18 protein-coding genes are annotated in these 20847 nt (G+C 72.2%); 5 read left to right on the top strand and 13 right to left on the bottom strand.

The features are described 5' to 3' along the window. The first annotated feature begins 51 nt into the window (after positions 1-51). Positions 52-252 (top strand): DUF3072 domain-containing protein, encoded by a 201-nt coding sequence (locus IE290_RS33850; RefSeq protein WP_191248809.1) that lies wholly within the window; start codon positions 52-54, stop codon positions 250-252. A gap of 186 nt (positions 253-438) precedes the next feature. Beyond that, the gene (locus IE290_RS33845; protein WP_191248808.1) at positions 439-2256 is read left to right on the top strand and encodes a LamG-like jellyroll fold domain-containing protein; all 1818 of its coding nucleotides are present in this window, start codon (positions 439-441) and stop codon (positions 2254-2256) included. Between the two features lie 35 nt (positions 2257-2291). Here the strand turns inward: IE290_RS33845 and IE290_RS33840 are convergent, their stop codons facing one another. Beyond that, a complete protein-coding gene (locus IE290_RS33840) occupies positions 2292-3038 on the bottom strand; it encodes an SDR family oxidoreductase (protein WP_268246444.1) in 747 nt (248 codons plus the stop codon). A 242-nt stretch (positions 3039-3280) separates the two neighbouring features. Between IE290_RS33840 and IE290_RS33835 the strand changes: the two genes are divergently transcribed. Then, positions 3281-4381 (top strand): PucR family transcriptional regulator, encoded by a 1101-nt coding sequence (locus IE290_RS33835; RefSeq protein WP_229874872.1) that lies wholly within the window; start codon positions 3281-3283, stop codon positions 4379-4381. Positions 4382-4575: 194 nt separating this feature from the next. Continuing rightward, a complete protein-coding gene (locus tag IE290_RS33830; RefSeq protein ID WP_191248806.1) occupies positions 4576-5883 on the top strand; it encodes a PucR family transcriptional regulator in 1308 nt (435 codons plus the stop codon). A gap of 251 nt (positions 5884-6134) precedes the next feature. Here IE290_RS33830 and IE290_RS33825 read toward each other — a convergent pair whose 3' ends face one another. From IE290_RS33825 to IE290_RS33775, 11 genes are all read right to left on the bottom strand, one after another. Beyond that, the gene (locus IE290_RS33825) at positions 6135-6677 is read right to left on the bottom strand and encodes a hypothetical protein (RefSeq protein ID WP_191248805.1); all 543 of its coding nucleotides are present in this window, start codon (positions 6675-6677) and stop codon (positions 6135-6137) included. 13 nt (positions 6678-6690) lie between these two features. After that, the gene (locus IE290_RS33820) at positions 6691-7743 is read right to left on the bottom strand and encodes an MCE family protein (protein WP_191248804.1); all 1053 of its coding nucleotides are present in this window, start codon (positions 7741-7743) and stop codon (positions 6691-6693) included. After that, entirely contained in the window at positions 7743-8753 is a 1011-nt protein-coding gene (locus IE290_RS33815; RefSeq protein ID WP_191248803.1) for an MCE family protein, read from the bottom strand. Before IE290_RS33815 ends, IE290_RS33820 begins: the two co-directional genes overlap by 1 nt. Next, complete coding sequence (locus tag IE290_RS33810) at positions 8753-9751, bottom strand: MCE family protein (RefSeq protein ID WP_191248802.1); 999 nt, start codon at positions 9749-9751, stop codon at positions 8753-8755. The genes IE290_RS33815 and IE290_RS33810 overlap by 1 nt, the downstream gene beginning before the upstream one ends. Then, positions 9751-10743: an MCE family protein gene (locus IE290_RS33805; RefSeq protein ID WP_191248801.1), complete on the bottom strand. Its 993-nt coding sequence runs from the start codon at positions 10741-10743 to the stop codon at positions 9751-9753. The genes IE290_RS33810 and IE290_RS33805 overlap by 1 nt, the downstream gene beginning before the upstream one ends. Beyond that, positions 10740-11744: an MCE family protein gene (locus IE290_RS33800; protein ID WP_191248800.1), complete on the bottom strand. Its 1005-nt coding sequence runs from the start codon at positions 11742-11744 to the stop codon at positions 10740-10742. Before IE290_RS33800 ends, IE290_RS33805 begins: the two co-directional genes overlap by 4 nt. Next, on the bottom strand, positions 11741-12922 hold the full coding sequence (locus IE290_RS33795; protein ID WP_191248799.1) for an MCE family protein: 1182 nt from the start codon (positions 12920-12922) through the stop codon (positions 11741-11743). The genes IE290_RS33800 and IE290_RS33795 overlap by 4 nt, the downstream gene beginning before the upstream one ends. Next, positions 12919-13713 (bottom strand): MlaE family ABC transporter permease, encoded by a 795-nt coding sequence (locus tag IE290_RS33790; protein ID WP_191248968.1) that lies wholly within the window; start codon positions 13711-13713, stop codon positions 12919-12921. Before IE290_RS33790 ends, IE290_RS33795 begins: the two co-directional genes overlap by 4 nt. Before the next feature lie 37 nt (positions 13714-13750). After that, positions 13751-14449 carry an MlaE family ABC transporter permease gene (locus IE290_RS33785; protein WP_308431410.1) on the bottom strand — a complete coding sequence of 233 codons (699 nt, stop codon included), beginning with the start codon at positions 14447-14449 and terminating at the stop codon, positions 13751-13753. A gap of 351 nt (positions 14450-14800) precedes the next feature. After that, the gene (locus IE290_RS33780; protein ID WP_191248797.1) at positions 14801-15979 is read right to left on the bottom strand and encodes a DUF6801 domain-containing protein; all 1179 of its coding nucleotides are present in this window, start codon (positions 15977-15979) and stop codon (positions 14801-14803) included. Between the two features lie 129 nt (positions 15980-16108). Beyond that, positions 16109-18154, bottom strand: coding sequence for an AMP-binding protein (locus IE290_RS33775; protein WP_191248796.1), 2046 nt, complete (start codon positions 18152-18154; stop codon positions 16109-16111). A gap of 355 nt (positions 18155-18509) precedes the next feature. On the opposite strand from IE290_RS33775, the gene IE290_RS33770 reads away from it, so the two are divergent. After that, entirely contained in the window at positions 18510-19781 is a 1272-nt protein-coding gene (locus IE290_RS33770) for a DUF6801 domain-containing protein (protein ID WP_191248795.1), read from the top strand. Between the two features lie 61 nt (positions 19782-19842). On the opposite strand, the gene IE290_RS33765 is transcribed toward IE290_RS33770, so the two are convergent. Next, on the bottom strand, positions 19843-20838 hold the full coding sequence (locus tag IE290_RS33765; protein ID WP_191248794.1) for an LLM class flavin-dependent oxidoreductase: 996 nt from the start codon (positions 20836-20838) through the stop codon (positions 19843-19845). Positions 20839-20847: the final 9 nt, after the last annotated feature.

Here is a 20847-nt window from a genome sequence, read left to right as displayed (position 1 = left end):
GCCCGGCCGGGGTATGCCGGTTTCGAACACATCGGCGAACGGAGGTGTGCGGTGACCGGACCGCAGAACCCGGAGAAGGACCCGCAGGACTGGACGACGGGCGAGGAGCAGATGACCGGCCCGCAGCGCTCCTACCTGCAGACACTGGCCCGCGAGGCCGGTGAGGAGCTGCCGGAGAACCTCACCAAGGCCGAGGCGTCGCAGCTCATCGACCGGCTGCAGGAGAAGACCGGCCGCGGCGCGGATTCCTGAGCACCGGACTCGCGGGCGGGAGGGTGGGAGGTGGGACTCGCGGGCAGGTGACGCGGGTCTTGCGGGCAAGCGGCGGCGCCGGCGCGGGAAGGTTCACCGGGCGGGCGGGGATCGTTCCACGAAGGGACATCGGGACGTCAGACATGATCACCAGGCTGGGCGCGACTTTTCAGCCCAGGAGGCGGTATGTCCGACAGTTCCCCATCCCCCGGTCTCGCTCGCCGGACGCTGCTCCAGGCGGCCGTCGGCACCCCCGTCGCGGCCGCGGCCGTGCTCGGGGCCCAGCCCGCTCAGGCGGCCGAAGCGGCCGATGCCGACAGCCCGCGGTTCACCCTCGCGGTCGTGCCCGACACGCAGTACCTGTTCGACGAAGGCGGGTCCGACCCCGAGCCCGTCCGCGCCACCTTCCGCCACGTCGTCGAGCGGCGCCGCGAGGACGGCATCGTCTTCCTGGCGCACCTGGGCGACGTGACCGAGCACGGCACGGCCACCGAGATGCGCCAGGCCGACGACGTCTTCCGCACGATCGACGGCCGCATGCCCTACAGCGTCCTCGCCGGCAACCACGACGTCTCCGGCGACGACCAGCGCGGCGACACGCCCTACCTGCGGACCTTCGGCCCGCGCCGTTTCGCCCGCTCGGCCACCTACCGGGGCTGCTCCCCCGACGGGTACCACAGCTTCCACCTCTTCCGCGCCGCCGGGCGGCAGTGGCTGCTGCTCGCGCTCGACTGGCGGGTCTCCGACGCCGGGATCGCCTGGACGAAGAGCGTCCTGGACGCGCACCGGGGGCTGCCGACGATCCTCACCACCCACGACCTCGTCTACCCCACCGACGGCGGCGGCGCCCAGCTGTCCGACCACGGGCAGCGGCTGTGGGACCAGGTCATCCGCCGCTACGACCAGATCTTCCTCGCCCTGGGCGGCCACTACTGGCCCGCCGGCCGCACCACGCTGACCAACGACCACGGCCACCCCGTGCACCTGCACATCACCAACTACCAGGACCGCTACTACGGCGGCGCGGGCATGCTGCGGTACTACGCGTTCGACCTGGCGCGGGGCGTGATCGACGTCAGCACCTTCTCCCCCTGGCTCCAGGCGCGGCGGGACCCGACCGCCCTGGAAGCCGAGACCCACGAGCTGACCGGCGACACCGACCGGTTCACCGTCGAGCTCGACTTCGACAGCCGGTTCCCGCCCGCGCCGCTGCCGGCCCTGCCCGCGGCGAAGGTCGTCATCCCCGGCACGGTCGCGTACTGGCGCTTCGACGGCGAGGGCCTCACCGGGGCCGACGGCAGCCCGGTCGCCGCCGGTGCCGTCGCGCGGGACCTGTCCGGCAACGGCAACGACCTCACGGTCACCCGCCTGCACGACGGGCCCGCTGACGTGCTCACCTTCTCCGCCGACCACCACCGTGCGGCGCCCGGTCACGGGAGCCTGCGCTTCGACGGCGGCCAGAGCCCCGACCGCGGGGCGGTGCTGCGGACCAGCGCGACCGCGCCCCTGACCCGCGCCCGCTTCGAGAGCGGCTACACCATCGAGACGTTCCTCAAGCTGCCCGACCCGTTCACCGGCGACCACGCGTTCATGGGGATCCTGAGCTGGGAGGGCCGCAGCGGCGACGCCGGCAAGACCAGCGGCTGGTCCCCGGACGAGCCGACGTGCAGCCTCAACCTGTCCGGAGAGCGCTTTCTGCAGTTCGTGGTGTACCCGGTCGACCGGGACGCCGACCCGACCTCGTGGAGCCACGCGCTGCCGGTCGGCCGGTGGACGCACGTCGCGGTGGTCAACGACGGCCGCCGCACGGTGGTCTACGTCGACGGTTCACGGATCGCCCGCAACGCCGCCGAAGACTCGCGCGGGATCACCACGCTGGGCAAGCCGTTCGCGCTCGGCGGGACGCAGTTCGCGGAAAAGTACGGCCAGGGGTACTACGGCTGGCTGGGTGACACGCGAATCGTGGCGCGGGCGCTGCGGCCGGAGGAGTTCCTGACGCGCTGACCGACGGCCGGGACCCGCCGCGGGTCCCGGCCCCCTCAGACGAACTTCCCCACCCAGCGCAGGGGCAGGTGCCGCATCGCGAAGCTCAGCGGGGTCCACGGCCAGGCCGGGGTGCAGGCGTGCGGGCGTTCCCGCTCGATGGCCCGCACCATCGACCGCACGCCGGGCTTGGTGTCGACCAGCAGCGGCGTCTTGCGCACCCGGGCGTTCATTTCGGACCGGATGTAGCCCGGGAAGATCGTCGTGACCCGGATGTCCGTGCCGAGCGTGTCGGCGCGGATGCCCTCCGCCAGCGCGGCCACGCCGGCCTTGGTGGCGGCGTAGGTGGTGAGGTTCCGCGGCATGCCGCGCATCGCGCTCATCGACGAGATCACCACCAGGTGCCCGGCCCCCTGCTCGCGGAAGATCTCCATCGCGGCTTCGCACTGGGCGAGCGCGGCGACGAAATTCACCTCCGCCGTCTGCCTGTTCGCGGCGAAGTACCCGGTGCCCAGCGGCTGCCCCTTGCCCAGCCCGGCGTTGACCACGATCCGGTCCAGCCCGCCCAGCTCGTCGCGCAGCTCGCCGAACACCCGGAACACCGCGTCGTGGTCGGTGACGTCCAGGGCGCGAACCGCTACTGTGACACCGGGATGCGCCGCCGTCACTTCCTCGCGCAGCTCCTCCAGCCGCGGAAGCCGCCGGGCGCACAGGGCCAGATCCCGGTCCAGGGCCCCGAACTGGCGCGCCATCTCCTCGCCGAGCCCGGCGCTGGCGCCGGTGATCAGAATCCGCTTTCGCACGCGGGACAACCTATCCGGTGCCGGACTTCGTCGCAGCGTGACAAATATCGGGCGCCGAAGACCGAATGACGTTCGGCTCCTTCCGCCACCGGTCATCGGCCGTAACATGAACGACTGCCCGACGTCACGAGAGGGGGTCGTTCGTCCTGGTAGAGAACCGGAACGCGGAGCTGCTCGCCTCCGGCCCGCGCTGGGTCGCGGTCGAACTGCGCCCGCACACCGGGCGGATCGCGGCGGCGATCATGCGGGAGGTCCAGCGGTCGGTGCCGGCCTATTCGCGCCCGCTCACCGGGACGTTCGGCCGGGTCTTCACCGAGGGCATCGAGCAGGCGGTGCGGCACGTCATCGAAAGCATCGGCAACCCCGCGATCAAGCACCACGACTGGATCGAGCTGTTCCGCGAGCGCGGCAGGCGGGAGTTCGCCGACGGCCGCAGCCTCGACGCGCTGCAGGCCGCGGCCCGCATCGGCGCGCGCGTGGCGTGGCAGTACGTGGCGCCGGTGCTGCGCAAGGCGGGCGCGTCGCCGCAGGTGCTGGCCCATGCGGCGGAAATCATCTTCGCCTATGTGGAGGATCTGTCGGCCACCGCGCTGGACGGGTTCCACGAGGCGCAGTCCAGTTCCGGCGGCACCATCGAGCGGCGACGACGGCAGCTGCTCGAGCTGATCCTGTCCGGCCGTCCCGCCGGGCCGGAAACGCTCGCGAACGTGTCCCGGGGCGCGGGCTGGGCCCTGCCGGACAAGGTCGCGATCGTCGCGTTGGAACGCGCCGAGGGCACCGCCGACTTCCCCGTCGAGCTGCTGGACGACGAGGTCCTGGTGGACCTGGAGAGCGCGCGGCCGTGCCTGCTGACCACCCGCCCGAAACGGCACCTGTTCCCGCTGACCGGGCGCTGGAACGGCTGGCGCGCCGCGGTTTCGCCGACCGTCGCGCTGGCCGACGCGCCCGCCGCGCACCGCACCGCCCGGCGCGCGCTCGCGTTGCTGCCCGCGAGCCCCGGCGACGAGCCGATCACCTGGTGCGTCGACCAGCTGTCCGCGTTGTGGTTGCTGGGTGAGGACTTCCTCGCCGCCGAGGTGGCGCGGCAGGCGTTGCGGCCGCTGGACGCCCTCGGCGACAAGCAGCGCGACCGGCTCGGCGAAACCCTGCTCGCGTGGCTGGAAACCCGTGGCGGGGCGCCGGAAATCGCCAAGCGCCTGCAGGTGCATCCGCAGACCGTGCGGGCGCGGCTGCACCAGCTGCGGGAGCTGTTCGGTGACCGGCTGGACGACAGCGAGGACCGGTTCAGCATGCACCTGGCGTTGCGCGCGCAGCGCCTCGCCGCGCGGGGTGCCCAGCCGTGAGCGCGCGAATTTGTCACGTGGGTGAGGGAAACCGGGACGGCGGCACTCACCCCGGTGCGCTGCGCTGGACCGATCGCTTCGCCCGGTTGCTCCGCTCACGCAAGAGATCCTTGCCAAGCACGGGGCGTGGTGCGATGTTGTTCCTCCCGACCACCGGAATCGCCGCCGATTTTCGTTGCGATCAGAGGTAGATCATGACCACCGATGCCGGTTACCGGCACGGGAACACCGTGCGGGCGAACGCCTCCCGAAGACCGCCCCGCGCGCCGGGGCTCCCGCCGCGCCAGCGCCAGAACGCGCCGGAGTTCAGCGCCGGCATCGGACGCGCCAGCAGGCTGTGGGCCTCGCTGCCGCGCGAGCTGGCGAAGGCGTTCCGGCCGCACGCCGACGCGATGACGGCCGAGATCCTGCGCGAGATCCAGCTCGCCGTGCCGGAGTACGCGCGGCCGCTGGAGGGCCCGTTCGGGCGCACCATCGTGCACAGCATCCAGCAGGCGGTCCGGCACTGCATGGACAACCTCGGCAACCCCGCCGCGCCGCAGGACGCCTGGATGGGTGTGTTCCGGCACCTGGGCAAGGTCGAGTTCAGCGAGGGCCGGACGCTGGACCAGCTGCAGACCGCCTACCGCGTCGGCGGCCGGGTGGCGTGGCGGTACGTGGCGTCGGTGAGCCAGTCGCTGGGCCTGTCGACGGACTTCCTGTGCGTCGGGGCGGAGGCGATCTTCGCCTACGTCGACGAGATCTCCGCCCTGTCGCTGCAGGGGTACGCGGCCGCGCAGAAACGGGCCGCCGGAACCCGGGCGCGACAGCGACGCCAGCTGCTGGAGCTGATCCTGGCCGACCCGCCGGCGTCCCCCAAGGCGATCGCCCGCCTGGCCGCGACGGCCGGGTGGCGGCTGCCGGAGCGGGTCGTCGCGGTCGCCCTGGAACCGCGCGCCGACCAGCACCACCGCGAGCCGCCGTCGCTGGACAGCGAGGTGCTGATGGATCTGGAGGGGCCGCAGCCGTGCCTGCTGGCCGACCCGTCGTTGATCGCGGCGGGCTCGCTCGAACCCGCCCTGGCCGGGTGGCGCGCGGTGATCGGGCCAGAGGTGAAGCTGGGTGACGCGGCGATGTCGCTGCGCTGGGCCCGGCGCACGGTGGACCTGGCCCGGCGCGGGGTGATCGAGGCGCCGCCGCTGGCGCGCGCGACCGATCACCTGGCGACGTTGTGGCTGCTGTCGGACGAGTTCCTGGTGACGGAGCTGATCCGGCGGTGCCTCGCGCCGCTGGACGGGCTGACCGACAAGCAGCGGACGCGGCTGGGTCAGACGTTGCTGGCCTGGCTGCAGTCCAGTGGGACGGCGCCGGACATGGCCGACCGGCTGGGCGTGCATCCGCAGACCGTGCGGTACCGGATGCGGCAGCTGGAGGAGCTGTTCGGGGAGCGGCTGAACGATCCGGAAAGCCGGTCGGACCTGGAGATCGCGCTGCGAGCCGCTCGATTGCTGGGGGTTTCGTAGCCGCTACGCGGCGTTCGTAGCCGCTACGCGGGTTTCTCAATCGCCGGCTTCGCTTCGCTACGCCCGGATTGAGTGGCCCTCCCGAACCCGATCTTTCAGTGTTCGGTTGCCGAGACACCGCGTCAAGGCGGGAAAGCGTGCCTTGACCCGGTGGCTCGGCAACCGATTTGGCTGGGGATCGGGTTGCGGGAGCGGGGTGGCTCGTGGGGTGGTTGCTGTGCGTTGCCGGGTGGCGGTTTGGTTGGGGAGGATTATGCGCCGTCGAGTGCCTGGCAGGTCGGCGCCTTCTCGAACGCCTTCGCCAGTTCCGGGTTGTTCGTCAGGTCCTTGGTCGGGCCTTCCGTGGCGGTTCCGAGTTTGGCGAAGGCGTCGCTGGCACCGCGGACCGCCTGCTCGAAACTCGCCTGGTCGGTGACCGGCGCCGACTCCAGCGCGGTGCGCGCCTCGTCCACCGACGACCTCGTCGCGTTCAGGGTGTCCATCGCGCGGTCCACCGTGGCCTGGCCGTCGGCCACCGGGGGCGGGCCTTCCCGGGTGATGCCGTTGCCCAGGTCGGTCAGGGCCTGCGACAGCGACGCCAGGTAGGTGACCAGGCCCTCCCGCGCCTTGCCGACGTCCGAGGCGTCCACCCCGGGCAGTTGCGACAGCTTCGCGCCGCCGTCGCGGACCGCCGCGCACACGTGCTCCGACCAGGTGATCGCGGCGGCGTTCTCCTCCGGCGCGGCCTTGTCCGGCCCGCAGCCGGCCAGCACCGCCAGACCGGCCAGCGCGCCGGCGATCAACACAGCTCTCACGGCAACCCTCTCCTCAGCGTCGGCACCCGGCCGCCGTGTTCAGCGGCGCGGGTGTGGTGTCCAGGCCGTTGCGGTACCGGGTGCCCTCGTACCCGGCGGTGCACGGCAGCGGATCGAAGAACGTCGTGGCCAGGCCGAACCCGGCGGAATCGCCCGTGATGACGGTGCTGCCGGCCTCGATCGCCGCGGGCGCGGCCACCAGCAGCTCCTCCATCCCGTCGCGGTGGGCGAGCAGCACCTGGGAGGTCGTCAGCAGGTTGGCCAGCAGCGTGGTCAGGTTCGGGCCGGTTTCCCGCAGCAGGCCGCTGATCTGCGTCGCGGCCGGGGGCGCCGACGACAGGATCGCCGACAGGTCCGCGTCCGAGTTCCGCAGCGTCTCGGCGATGCGTTTGGCGTCCGCGCCGAACGCGGTGATCGCGGCGGAATTCTCGATCTGCGTGGTCAGCACGGTGTCCGCGTCGCTGATCAGCCGGATCGTCTGGGGCAGGTGGTCGGAGGCGGACTGGGTGAACGCGGCCGTCGCGTCCAGCAGGGCCTGCAGGCTGGGGCCGGTGCCCAGCGTCGCCTCGTACAGCTCGTCGACCACCGAGCGCAGCTCGTCCCGCGGCACCGACGCCACCAGCCGGTCCAGGTTCAGCACCAGCTGCTCGTTCGGCAGCGGCAGCCGGGTGCGCGGCCGCGCGATCACCGAGCCGTCGGCCAGCACCGGGCCGCCGGAGCCGCGTGGGCGCAGGTCGACGTACTGCTCCCCCACCGCGGACCGGTTGGTCACCACCGCCTCGACGTCGGCGGGCACCGGCGGGGTGCCGTCGTCGATGCGCAGGTCGGCCTCCAACCCGGAATCGGTGAGCCTCAGCTCGCCGACCCGGCCGATCGGCACCCCGTTGTAGGTGACCTCGGCGTTCGGAAAGATGCCGCCCGAGTCGGCCAGCTCGACGCGCACCACGTACCCGCCGCCACCGAAGAGCCGGTCCAGCCCGGCGTAGCGGGCGCCGACGTAGGTGATCCCGGCCAGCGCGAGCAGCGCGAACACGATGACCTGCACGCGCACCTTGCGGGTCAGCATCACGAACCCCCACCCAACGGGAGCGGCACGGATTCGGCACCCGCGGTTCGGGCCTCGAAGTCCAGGTACAGGTTCAAGTAGTCGCCCTTGATGGCGTCCAGCGCGGCGTCCGGGAACGGGAAGGTCAGCAGCATCTCCATCGCCTCCGGCAGCTGCTGCCCGGCCACGGTGAGCTGCCGCAGCGTCGGTTCCAGCGCCCGCAGGTCCGCGATCAGGTCGTCCTTGCCGCGGTTGACCGTGTCCACGGCGACCCCGGACAGGTGGTCGAGCGAGGTCAGCATGGTGACCAGCTGCTCGCGCTGCCGGGCCAGCACGTCGATGCCCGGGCCGAGGTCGTCCAGCACGCCGGTGATCTGGTCCCGGCGCGCGGACAGCGACGCGGACAGCCGGTCGATGCCGTTCAGGGCCCGGGTGATCTCGTCGCGGTGCTGGTCCAGCCCGCCGACGAAGGTGTTCACCTCGGTCAGCAGGTCCCGGATCTCCGCCTCGTTGCCGCCGAGTGCGGCGTTCAGCTCCCGGCTGATCTGCTGCACCTGGCCCACACCGCCACCGTTGAGCAGCATCGATAGCGCGCCGAGCACCTCCTCGACCTGCGGGTTGCGGTTGGTCCGCTCGACCGGGATCCGCGCGCCGTCGGCGAGGCTGCCCCGAGATTCACCGGCCGCGGGCGGGCCGAGCTCGACGAACTTCTCCCCCAGCAGGCTGCTCTGCCGCAGCCACGCCTCCGCGTTCGACGGCAGCCGCACCGAACCGTTGATCAGCAGCGTGACCTGCGCGGTGCGGCCGTCGCCGGACAACTCGATCCGCTCGACCCGGCCGACCGGCACGTCGCCGACCTGGACCGCGGACTGCGGCACGAGATCGAGCACGTCGCGGAACCCGACGGTGACCCGGTACGGGTGGTCGCCGAGGTCCGCGCCGCCGGGCAGCGGCGTGTCGTACAGGCCGCCGAACGAGCAGCCGGCCAGCAGCGCCAGCACCGACAGCAGCGCCAGGGACATCTGCTTCATCAGCTGCCTCCCAGCGGCAGGACCGGGCCCATGCTGAACTCGTTGAGGTCGGCCCGGCTGTAGATGGTCGAGTTCGCCGGGTCGTAGGCGGCGAGCAGCCGGTTCAGCGCCTCCGGCGCCGTGGTCAGGGCCTCGGACAGCGCCGCGCGCTGGTTCGCCAGGACCTGGGTCGTGCCCATCAGCTTGTCCACATTGGATTTGACCCGGCCGCGGTTGTCCCGCACGAACTGCTGGATCTGTCCGAGCGCGCCGGCCAGCTCGTCCAGCGACGCGCCGAAGACGTCGCGTTCCGCGGCGAGGAACGCCGACACCTGGGCGAGCAGGTCGGCCAGCCTGCCCACCTGGTCGTCGTTGCCGGCGAGCATCGTGGTGAACCGCTGCAGGTTGTCGACGGTGGCGAACAGGTCGTCGCGCGACCCGCTCAGCGTGGTGGCCGCCTGGCCGAGCTGCCGGATCATCTCGCCGAGCTGCGCGCCGTTGCCGGTGAGGTCCTCCGCCGCGCTGCTCAGCAGGTCGGACAGCGCGCCGCCGTGGTTGGCGCCCTGCGGACCCAGCGCGGTGGTCAGCCGGTCCAGGCTCGCGAACAGCTGGTCCAGCTCGACCGGCACCGCGGTGCGGGCCACCGGGATGACCGTGCCGTCGGCGATTTCCGGCCCGCCGCGGTAGACCGGGGCGAGCTGCACGTACCGGTCGCTGACCAGGCTCGGCGTCACGACCAGGGCGGCGGCGTCGACGGGCACCCGGATGCCACGGTCGACGGTGAAGCCGACCTCGACCTGCTGTCCCCGCGGTTCGACGGTGTCCACGGTGCCCACCGGGACGCCGAGGATCCGCACTTCCGAACCGGGGTAGATGCCGACGGCCGCGGTGAAGTACGCGGTGAGGTGCTTGCCGCGCGCGCTGTCGCGCACGACGATCACGATCGCGGTGGCCAGGGTCGCGAGGATCACGACGAGCGCGCACCAGCGCAGCCACCTGCCCAGGCGGGACATCGCCATCAGCCGCCCCCTCCCGGTTTCGGTGGCATGCACGGGCTGCCGTCCGCGGAGCCGATGAGCCCGCACAGGTAGGTGTCGATCCAGTTGCCGTTGCCGAGCGCGTCGCCGAGGAGCCGGTAGAACGGGCCGGACAGGCTCAGGCTGCGGTCGAGCGTGTTCTGGTTGCGCTGCAGCACATCGGTGACCCGGTCCAGCTGCTCCAGCGCGGGGCCGAGCTGCGCGTTGTTGTCGTCGATCAGCCCGCGCACCTGCTGGGAGAGGTCCCGGGTGCCGCGCAACAGCTCGTCGATCGCGGCGCGGCGCTGGTTGAACTCGGTGAGCAGCACGTTCCCGTCGGTGATCAGGCGGGCGAGCTGGTCGGTGCGCTCGGCGACCGTGCCGCTCAGCTGCGCGGTTCCCTCCAGCAGCTGCTTGAGCTCGGTGTCGCGTGAGGAAATGGTCTGGGACAACGCGGCCAGACCGTCCAAAGCGGACCGGACGTCCTGCGGGGTGGTGGCGTCGAAGGTCTGCGCGAGCGTGCGGAAGCTCGCCGCGAGCTGGTCGGTGTCGAGTTCGCCGGTGGTGCGGGCCAGGTCGGCGAAGGCGTCGTTGACGTCGTACGGGGTGACCGTGCGGCTGCGCGGGATGGGCTGGTCCGGGTCCTGTTCGCGCTCGCCGCGCGGGTCGAGCGCGAGGTTCTTGGCGCCCAGCAGCGTTTTGATGCGCACCGAGACGGTGCTCTCGTCGCCGACCCACGTGCCGGTGACGCGGAAGGCGACCTTGACGTGGTCGCCATCCAGGGAGACGCCGGTGACCTCGCCGACCTTCGCGCCCGCGACGCGCACCTCGTCGCCGCTCTTGAGGCCGGCGGCCTCGGTGAACTCCGCGGTGTAGGTGGTGCCGCCGAGCGCGGGCAGCCGGTCCCAGAACAGCGTGAGTGCGCCGAGCACGAGCATCACGGCCAGCCCGGCGAGCCCGAGCCGGAAGGAGTTGCGCGACCGGAACGACTTCATCGACGGCACCTCGCCTCGGTCACGGGCACGCCGACCGGGCCGCCGCCGGGTGCGGGGGTGGCGTCGGAGCGCACCGAGCACAGGTAGAAGTTCAGCCACGAGCCGTAGGAGGCGATGCGGCCGATCGCCTCGTACTTGACGGGCAGGTTGTTCAGGAACCGCTCGAACTCCGGGGTGTTGTCGCCGAGGGTCCGCGCCAGTTTCTCCAGCGCGTCGATGTCGTTGCGGAGCGGCTCCCGGGCGTCCTGCACGAGCCCGGCGGTGGCGGTGGTGAGTTCGCCGATGCCGTCGATCGCGTTGCCGATCGGGCCGGAGTTGGCCGCGAGACCGGACACCAGCTGCTGGGTCGCCTCGAGCAGCTGCGCGAGCTGCCCGTCGCGGGCGTTGAGCCGGTCGAGCACCTGGTTGAGGTTCGTGATCACCTGGCCGATCACCTGGTCCTGGCCGGCGAGCGAGGAGGTCAGCGAAGCGGTGTGCCGCAACAGGTCCGCGACCGTGCCGCCCTCGCCCTGCAGCACCTGCACGATCTCGCCGGCGAGCTGGTTGACGTCCTGCGGGGACAGCGCCTGGAACAGCGGCTTGAACCCGTTGAACACCGCGGTCAGGTCCAGCGCGGGGCGGGTGCGCTCGAGCGGGATCAACCCGCCCGGTTCCAGCCGCCCGGCGCCGGTGCCCTGGTCGAGCGTGATGTAGCGCTGGCCGATCAGGTTGCGGTACTTGACCGCCGCGGTGACCGTCGCGCTGAGCGTGCGGTTCTCGTCCACCGAGAACGACACCTCGGCGATGCGGCGGTCGACGATCTCGATGCCGGTGACCTGCCCGACGCGCACGCCGGCCATGCGGACGTCGTCGCCGGCGTTGAGCGAGGTGACGTCGCTGAACCAGGCGCGGTAGGTGACGGTGCCGCCGTCGCCGCGGTTGGCGATCGTAACCGCCAGCAGCCCGGTCGCCAGCACCGTGACGACCGCGAAGATCAGGCCCTTGACCAGCGGTCGGATCATTTCAGCGTCACCTCCGCGCCACGCAGCAGCGGGTTCATCAGCAGCCCGCTCCAGCCGGGGATCTCCGACGGCCGCTCCCCCAGCACCGGGGCGAGCAGCTCGGACAGGAACCGCTGTGCCGCCGGGGTGTCCGCCCCGGGCGCGGCCGACCCGGCCACCGGACACCGCGGCCCGTCCGCCGCGGGCGGCGGGGAGCCGCCCGGCCTCGGCGGCCGCACCGTCAGGTCCACGTGCAGGCCGGGTTCGGCCGTGCCCACCCCCAGGGCCCGCTCGACGACCGGTTTCAGCCGGGCGGCCGCGTCGGCCACGCACGGGATCTCCGGGCTGTACTCGGCGAGCAGGTCGAGCACCGGCCTGCTGTCCGCGGACAGGTCGACCAGTGTGTCGTCGTTGGCGTCCAGGAAGCCCTGCGCGTCCGAAGCGGCGGCGGTGACCGTGGTGAACAGCGCGGCGAGGTCCTGCTGCTGCCGGGTCAGGGTGGTCGCGGTGGTGCGCAGGTCGGCCATCGCGTCCACCAGGTCCGGCGCGGCGGTGGCGTAGGTCTGCACGGTGTCGGCGAGCTTGGTGATCGCGGTGCGCAGTTGCGGCACCTCCGGGTTGAGCCGGCCCAGGTAGTCGCCGAGCGTCACCAGCGTCGTGCCCAGTTCGGGGCCGCGGCCTTCCAGCGCCTGCGACACCGCGCCGAGGGTGCTCGCGAGCTTCTGCGGCTGCACGGCCTGCAGCACCGGCAGCAGATCACGCAGCGCCTGCTCCACCTCGACCCCCTGGGTGCTGCGGTCCTCCTGGATCACCGCGCCGGCGGACAGTGCGCGCGGCGCGGGGTCGGGCGGGATCACCAGGCTGACGTAACGCTGGCCGAACAACGTCTTCGGCAGCAGCCGGGCGGACACATTGGACGGGATGTCGCCGATGCGGTCCGGGTCCATCGCCAGTTCGACGTCGACCCAGCCGGGCCGGACGTCGATCGAGCGCACCGAGCCGACGAGGACCCCGCGCACCTTGACGTCGGCGTTCTCCTTCAGCTGGGTGCCGGCCCGCTCCGCGCGCAGCACCACCGGGACGGCGGAGCTGAACGTCTTGCGGTAAATCGCGACGGCGAACCAGCCCATCGCGCCGAGCAGCGCGAGGAACACCAGGCCGAGCGCGCCGAAGACCAGGCGCCTGCGCCGCTCGCTCATCCCGCCACCCGCACGGTCGTGGTGGCGCCCCAGATCGCCAGGCTGAGGAAGAAGTCGAGCACGCTGACCACGACGATCGACGTGCGCACCGAGCGGCCCACGGCGACGCCCACCCCGGCCGGGCCGCCGCCGGCGCGGTAGCCGTAGAAGCAGTGCGTGAGGATGATCGCGACGCTGAACACCATCACCTTGGCGAACGACCAGAGCACGTCCTCCGGCGGCAGGAACAGGCTGAAGTAGTGGTCGTAGGTGCCACCGGACTGGCCGTAGACGGTGACGGTGATCGTGCGCGCCGCGAGGTAGGAGGTGAGCAGGCCGACCGCGTACAGCGGGATGATCGCGATGAACCCGGCGATGATCCGGGTGGTCACCAGGTAGGGCATGCTGCGCACGGCCATCACCTCGAGCGCGTCGATCTCCTCGGAGATCCGCATCGCGCCGAGCTGGGCGGTGAACCCGGAGCCGACCGTGGAGGACAGCGCGAGCGCGGCGACCAGCGGGGCGATCTCGCGCGTGTTGAAGTAGGCGGAGAGGAACCCGGCGAACGCCGACGTGCCCAGCTGGTCCAGCGCGGAGAAGCCCTGCAGGCCGACGACGGTGCCGGTGAACACGCACATGCCGACCATCACGCCGATCGTGCCGCCGATGACGGCGAGCGCGCCGCTGCCGAACGCGACCTCGGCGAGCAGGCGGATCACCTCGCGGCCGTAGCGGGTCAGCGTGCGGGGTGTCCAGGCCAGGGCGCGCAGGTAGAAGGCGAGCTGGTCGCCCAGGCGCACCAGGCCGTTCATGGGGCGCTCCGGGTTGAGCAACCGGTGGGTCACTGCCTCAGGCTCCCTTCGCCGGCACGACACGCAGGTAGATCACGCTGATCACGAAGTTCACGAAGAACAGCAGCAGGAAGGTGATGACGACGGACTGGTTGACCACGTCGCCCACGCCCTTGGCGCCGCCCTTCGGGTGGAGGCCGCGGTAGGAGGCGACGAGCCCGGCGAGGAACCCGAAGATCACGGCTTTGATTTCGCCCACCCACAGGTCGGGCAGCTGGGCGAGGGCGGAGAAGCTGGCGAGGAACGCGCCCGGGGTGCCGCCCTGCAGCAGGACGTTGAACACGTAACCGCCGGTGACGCCGACGAAGCTGACCATGCCGTTGAGCAACACGGCGACGGCCATGGCGGCGAGCACCCGCGGGACGACGAGCCGCTGGATCGGGGAGACGCCGAGGACCTCCATGGCGTCGATTTCTTCGCGGATGGTGCGCGAGCCGAGTTCCGCGCAGATCGCGCTGCCGCCCGCCCCCGCGACGACGAGGGTGGTGACGATCGGGCTGGCCTGCTGGATGACGGCGAGGACGCTGGCGGCGCCGTTGAACGATTCGGCGCCCAGCTGGCTGGTGAGGCCGCCGAGCTGGAGGGTGATGACGGCGCCGAAGGGAATGCTGACGAGGGCGGCGGGCAGGATCGACACGCTCGCGACGAACCAGAACTGCTGCACGAACTCCCGCAGCTGGAAGGGCCGCCGGAACATCGCGACGACGATGTCCAGCGCGAGGCCGAAGAGCTTGCCGAACTCGCCGACAGCGTTACGGGCGGCGGTGACGGGGGTGGTCACGTCAGCCCACCCCCTGCCACTGCCGCCACTGCCACCTGCGCCGTGTTCGCCGCTCCGCGCGGCGTGTTCGCCACTCCGGGCGGAGTGTTTGGCTGTGCGAGCGGCGTGTTCGCCACTCCCATCGGCGTGTTCGCCACTCCGGGCGGAGTGTTTGGCTGTGCGGGCGGGGTGCTCGCCGCCCCGGGCGGGAAGCCGGCCGGACCGGCGGTCAGCCGCGGAGGCGTCGTCCCCGGGGTGGGCCGCCGGGGTGCCGTCGTCACGCTCACCTCAGCCCACCCCCTGCGCGGTCAGCGTTGTGGTCATCTTGTTGCCCGGTCCCGAAATCAGGCCGGTCAGCAGCGGGTCCAGGTCCTCGCTCACCCCGCAACCGGAGAACGCCGGGATGTCGAAAGTGGACTCGAGCGTCGACTTGCTGCCCGGTAGCAGCGAAGTCTGTCCCTTCATCGGGATCACCAGCGGCGCGGCGGTCCGGCAGTTCGCGCCCACCGCGATCGGCACGCCGTCCTGCCTCACGTCGCTCACCACCAGGTTCACCCGCACCGTCATGTCGATCGTGGGGGTGAACAGCCCGCCGCTGATGTCCGCCGTGCCCGTCGCCTTGCCGTCCTGCGGCAGTTCCACGTCGCTGGTCACCGGCATGAACCGGAACGCCACGAAGTAGCCCGCCGACTTCGGCAGCTTCAGCTCGCCCTCGATGCGGATCGTGTCCGGTACCTCGCCGGTGAACAGGCCGGCGTCGAACGTGCCCTGCTCGAGCACCAGATCCGACCCCATCTTCGCGATGTGCGAGACGCCGTCGACGAGGAACTTCGCCGTCAGCAGCGGCGCATCCTCCGCGGCCGCCGCGACGTCGGGCACCGGCGGCGCCGCGGGCGCGGTCACCGCGACGCGCGCCAACTCCCCGTTCGCCGCCGGATCGGCCGTGCACGCGAGGTCCGCGGTCAACGTCTCACCGCGCGCGACGAGCTTGGGGGCCAGCGAGGTGAGGGCGACCGTCACCGGACCGGCGCCGGCCGCGATCGGCGGAACTCGGCCCGGCAGCGTGATCCGCAGCTCACCGTCGGCAGGGAGCAGGACCTCCGATGTGGACAGTCCGGTGACGGTCAGTTCCTGGGTGCCCGCCTGCTGGGTGACGCTCAGCTCCACCGCGGCGGACGCGTCCACCGAACTGGCGCCCGAATCGCGCAGCGCGTCGACCGCCGCGGCCGGCACGACGAGGTTCACCGACGCCGCCGACACCGGCACATTCGCGCCCTGGGCAACGGTTTCGGCGAACGCGGCGCTGAAGGAGACCGGCACCTCCACCGGTCCCCCGGCCTGGCACGTGCTCGTGCCGCCGCGGGTGGCCGCGGTGGCGACGGCCGTCGTCGCGGGCGCCAGTGCGGCGGCCACGAGAGCCAGCCCGAGCGTGGCGACAGCGGCGCGACGTGACCGGGTTTGCGTCATCGAACCCTCCGGTAGCGGACCGCGAGGACGTTACCGACGGGTCAACGAGCGCCACAACGCTTCTCGGCCGATCTCCGGCGGCACCGGTTTTTCTTGTCACGGGACGACGAAATACCGGTTCCGCGGGTGTCACCCGCCAGCGTCCTCCAGCAGCAAGCGCTTGAGCACCTTGCCGGTCGGCGTGCGGGGCAGCTCGTCGACGAACACGACCTCCCGCGGGATCGCGAACCGCGCGACCCGCCGCCGCAGGTACGCGCGCACCATGTCCTCGTCGAGCCGGACGCCCGGCCGCACCGTCACGAACGCGACCAGCCGCTGCCCGAACTCGTCGTCGGGCACGCCGAGCACGGCCGCGTCGGCGACACCGGGAAGCGCGGTCAGCGCCTCCTCCACGGGCCGCGGGAACACGTTCTCCCCGCCGGAGACGATCATGTCGTCGTCCCGGCCCGCGACGAACAACCGGCCGTCGGCGTCGAGGTAGCCGCGGTCTCCGGTGTCCATCAGCTCGCGGCGGACCGTGCGGCTGGTGCCGTCGGTGTAGCCGTCGAAGAGCAGGTCGTTGCCGACGAAGATGGCGCCGACCGTGCCCGGCGGCACCGGTTCGCCCGCCGGGCCGAGCACCGCCAGCCGCGTGCCCAGCGGCGGATATCCGGCGGTGGCGGGGGCGGCACGCAGGTCGGCCGGAGTGGCGATGGACGCCGCCGACACCTCGGTCGAGCCGTAGAAGTTGTAGAGCACGTCACCGAAGGCGTCCTGGAACGCCGAGACGAGCGCAGCGGGCAGGGCCGATCCGCTGCTCGCCACGATCCGCAGGCTGCTGGTGTCGTACCGCGCCCGCACCTCCGCCGGCAGCGCCATGATGCGCTGCAGCATCACCGGGACCGCGAACATCGCGGTGCACCGGTGGTCCTGGATCGCCCGCAGGCACGCCTCCGGATCGAACCGTCGCTGCATCACCAGCGTCGCCCGCAGCGGCATGCCGACCTGCAACGCGGACAGACCCCAGCTGTGGAACAGCGGCGCGGCCATCAGGATCCGTTCCCCCGCCCGCAACGGGATCCGCGACAGCAGCGCCACCGCGGCGCCCAGGCCCTTCGGCGTCGGCCGCCGCGCGCCCTTGGGCGTGCCGGTGGTGCCCGAGGTGAGGACGACGATCGGCGCGGGACGCTCGGGCGGGGCGAACTCGGCGTCCGGGGTGTCGGCGATGACCTCGGCCAGCGTCGGCTGCCCCGCCGGGCCCTCGTCCGCGCCGGTGAGCACGACCGCGGTGAGCGGCAGCCCGGCCACCAGCGGCGCGAATTCGCCGTCGGCCACCAGCACGCGCACGCCGTGCCGCGCCACCGCGTCGGCGACCTGCGGCCGGGCCAGGCCGGTGTTGAGCAGCACCGTGCCCGCCCCCAGCCGCCCGCACGCCAGCAGCGTCTTCACCATCGCGCTGTGGTTGCGCGCCATGATCGCCACGGTCCCGTCCGGCCCGACCCCGACCGCCCGCAGCGCGGCGGCGAGCCGGTTCGCCTCGGCGCTCAGTCCGGCGAACGTGGTGCGGGCGCCGTCCTCGTCGATCACCGCGATGCCGCGGGGCGAGCGGGCGGCGGCCGCGGTGTAGCCACCGGCCAGGGTCGCGCCCCACTGCACCAGGGCGCGCAGCTGCCGCACCAGCCGGTCCGGCCGGGCTGGCGCCAGGATTCCCGCCGCGATCAGGGTGTTGGCGACCTGCCGGGTCGACGGGGCGCGGTCGGGCGGCCACGGTTCCGCGGTCTCCCGGAGGTGGCGCTGCATCCGCTCGAGACCGTCCTGCGCCCACGACCGCACCTCGGCGGGCGTGGGGGCGCGGCCCGGGCTCGGCACGCCGGGCCGGAAGTAGATGACCTTGAGCCGGGTGCCCGGGGTGGCGTCGGACAGGCGCACCGACAGGCACCCGCCGGTGTCCGGCACCGTCTCCAGCACCAGCTGTTCTTCGCGGCGGCTCAACAGCACCCGCATCTCGTGCTCGACCGGACGGCCGCTCAGCGTCAGCCGGATCCGGTAGCGTGCGTGGCGTCCCCGCCCGCCGGTCCGCTCGACCGCGCCGACACCCCGGAAGAACCGGGGGTACAGTTCCGGCGAACCGAGCAGCGGCCACAACGCGGCGCGCGGCTGGTCGGAGAACAGGTCGAACGTCACGCAGTCGGGCATTCGCGGAACCTAGAACCGGCCCCCGGGCCGGTCAAGGCGCCCGCGCGTTGTTGGCACGCGCGCGCGAGCCGGGAAACCGATTCTTGTCACCGCGGTGAGTGCTCGCGCGGGCGGCCGGTGAACATTGTCCGCACGGTGCGGGTCGGACTGGCGCGGTCGTATCAGCCGGTGACAACTTCCTTGGCCCCCAAGGACAATCTTGGCGGAAACATTGCCAATGCGGACTCGGCGAAACTACTTTACCCATCGGTAGCAACCATTTCCGATGACCTCGCCGGCGGATTTTCCCGCTGTGGCGTGGTTTTTCGTATCACTGCCGATACACCGGAGGATAGGTGTGCGAACGAGAACCAGAATGAGAAGGATGGTCGCGGCGGCCGCGTCCGCGACCGTCGCGACCGGCGCGGCGCTCACGGCCGTGCTGGCCGGCTCCGGGACCAGTGCGGCCGACCCGGTGTCGCTGACCCTGCAGTACAGCTGCCCGTTCCCGCTGATCGGTACCCAGACCCTGCAGATCGTGATCAGCGCGGACATCCCCACCACCGTGAACGTCGGCGAACCCACGCCGGCGTTCCAGGTCAAGGCGGTGGCGACCGTGCCGCCGACCGCGACGCAGGGCCTGACGCTGGTCGGGGCGGCCACGGTCGAGGGCAGCGCCAAGGCGAGCTCGACGGTCACCGCGCCGGAGGCCACCATCCCGGTGACCGTGCCGGCGACGATCCCGGTGACGCCGGTGCCGGCGTCGGGTTCGTTCGACACGGTGGCCACCGGTGACGCGCCGTCCCTGACCTTCACCCAGGCCGGGCAGGCGACGATCACCGTCGGCGACATCCTGCTGACCCTGCACCCGAAGCGCGCCGACGGCACGGACACCGGCCTGGGCGTCTTCGACTCGCAGTGCACACAGGTCGCGGGCCAGAACAACGTGCTGGCCGACATCACGATCAACGGCGGCACGACCACCGAGCCGACGACCACCGAACCGACGACGACGGAACCGACCACCACGGAGCCGACGACGACGGAACCAACGACCACCGAGCCCACCACGACGGAACCGACCACCACCGAGCCCACCACGACGGAGCCGACGACCACCACGACCAACCCGCCGACCGGGATCGACTACAGCTACGCCCTCGAAGGCGACTCGGTGGTCAAGAAGCTCGGGGCCACGGTGCCGCTGTCCGGCGGCATCGACGCGAACCTCGACCTGGCGACCGGGAACTTCACGGCCGACCTGTCGCTGGAGCCGTCGAAGCTGAAGGCCACGCTGTTCCGCTTCATCCCGATCACCGCGAAGGTGGACTTCGCGCAGGAGGGCAAGACGACCGGGACGCTGTCCGGCGGTGTGCTCAGCTCCACCAGCCACACCACCATCAAGCTGCCCAGCGTCAAGGTCTTCGGCTTCCCGATCAGCAAGTCGCCGAAGTGCCAGACCTCGGAGCCGTCGGAGATCAACCTGACCTCCGGCCCCGGGTTCGACCCGCTGGCCGGCGGTGAGCTCAGCGGCACGTACGACATCGCGCCGCTGGAGAACTGCGGTCCGCTGACCGGGCTGATCAGCCCGCTGGCGACCGGACCCGGCAACACGATCGACGTGACCCTGTCTCCGAAGGAGTCCTGACACACCGAAACCACGGGCGCGTCCTCTCGGCCGGAGGGGACGCGCCCGTTTTCCGTCGAAGTCAGCGCAGCAGCGGCAGGACCTCCGCACCGAGCCGGGTCACGTTCGCCAGCACCCGCTCGCGGTCCCCGGCGCCCTCGGCGAACAGGATCGTGTGCCGGATGCCCGTCCGCTCCACCGCCGCGGCGAGGCGGTCGGCGCACTCGCGCGGGCTGCCCACCGGGTGCAGCCGGCACAGCAGGTCCGTGTACTCCACGGCGTCGCGCGGGCGGTACGGGCGGTCGTCCACCGGCGCGTATCCCGCCAGCCCTTCGCGCAGCCAGCCCGGCATCGCCGCGCGCAGCTCCCCCACCGCGCTCGCCCGGGAGTCCGCCACGTGCGCCAGCACCGCCGACACGTGCGGCGCGGACGGGTCCTGCCCGGCCTCGGCCGCCGCCTTCGCGTAGTGCGTCACCATCTCGGCCTTCTCCTCGTCGCCGATGTGCATGCCCAGCAGCATCGGCAAGCCGCGCGCGGCGGCCAGCTCCACGGTCGCCCGGGACGTGCACGCGACCGTGACCGGCGGCAGCGACACCGGCCGCGGCACCACCGGCACCTCGCGGAAGGCGAAGAACTCCCCCGCCGCGGCCACGCGCCCGGAAAGCGCTTGCAGCAGCACGTCCAGTCCCTCGGCGAACCCGCGCTCGTACCGGTCCAGGCCGGTGCCGAACACCTCGAGGTCCACCCACGGCCCACCGCGCCCCACGCCGAGCCGGAACCGCCCGCCGGACATCCGGTCCAGCATCGCGGCCTGCTCGGCCAGCGCGACCGGATGGGCCGTGGACAGCACGCTCACCGCCGTGCCCACCGTGATCCGGCGCGTCCGCCCGAGCACGTGCGCGGCGAAGGTGACCGCCGACGGGCACACCCCGTAGGACATGAAGTGGTGTTCGGCGACCCAGACGTCGTCGAACCCGGCCGTCTCGGCGCGCTCGGCCACGTCCAGCGAGCGCGTGAGCGCCTCCCCGTCGTCCTGTTCCGGAAACCGCCCGGCGAGGACGAAAACCCCGAACCGCATGGCGGCGAA

This window comes from Amycolatopsis deserti, assembly GCF_014653945.1.
Taxonomy (GTDB): domain Bacteria; phylum Actinomycetota; class Actinomycetes; order Mycobacteriales; family Pseudonocardiaceae; genus Amycolatopsis_E; species Amycolatopsis_E deserti.
Note: the sequence above shows the minus strand (reverse complement) of the source record. Positions and strands in the feature narration are given on the sequence as shown.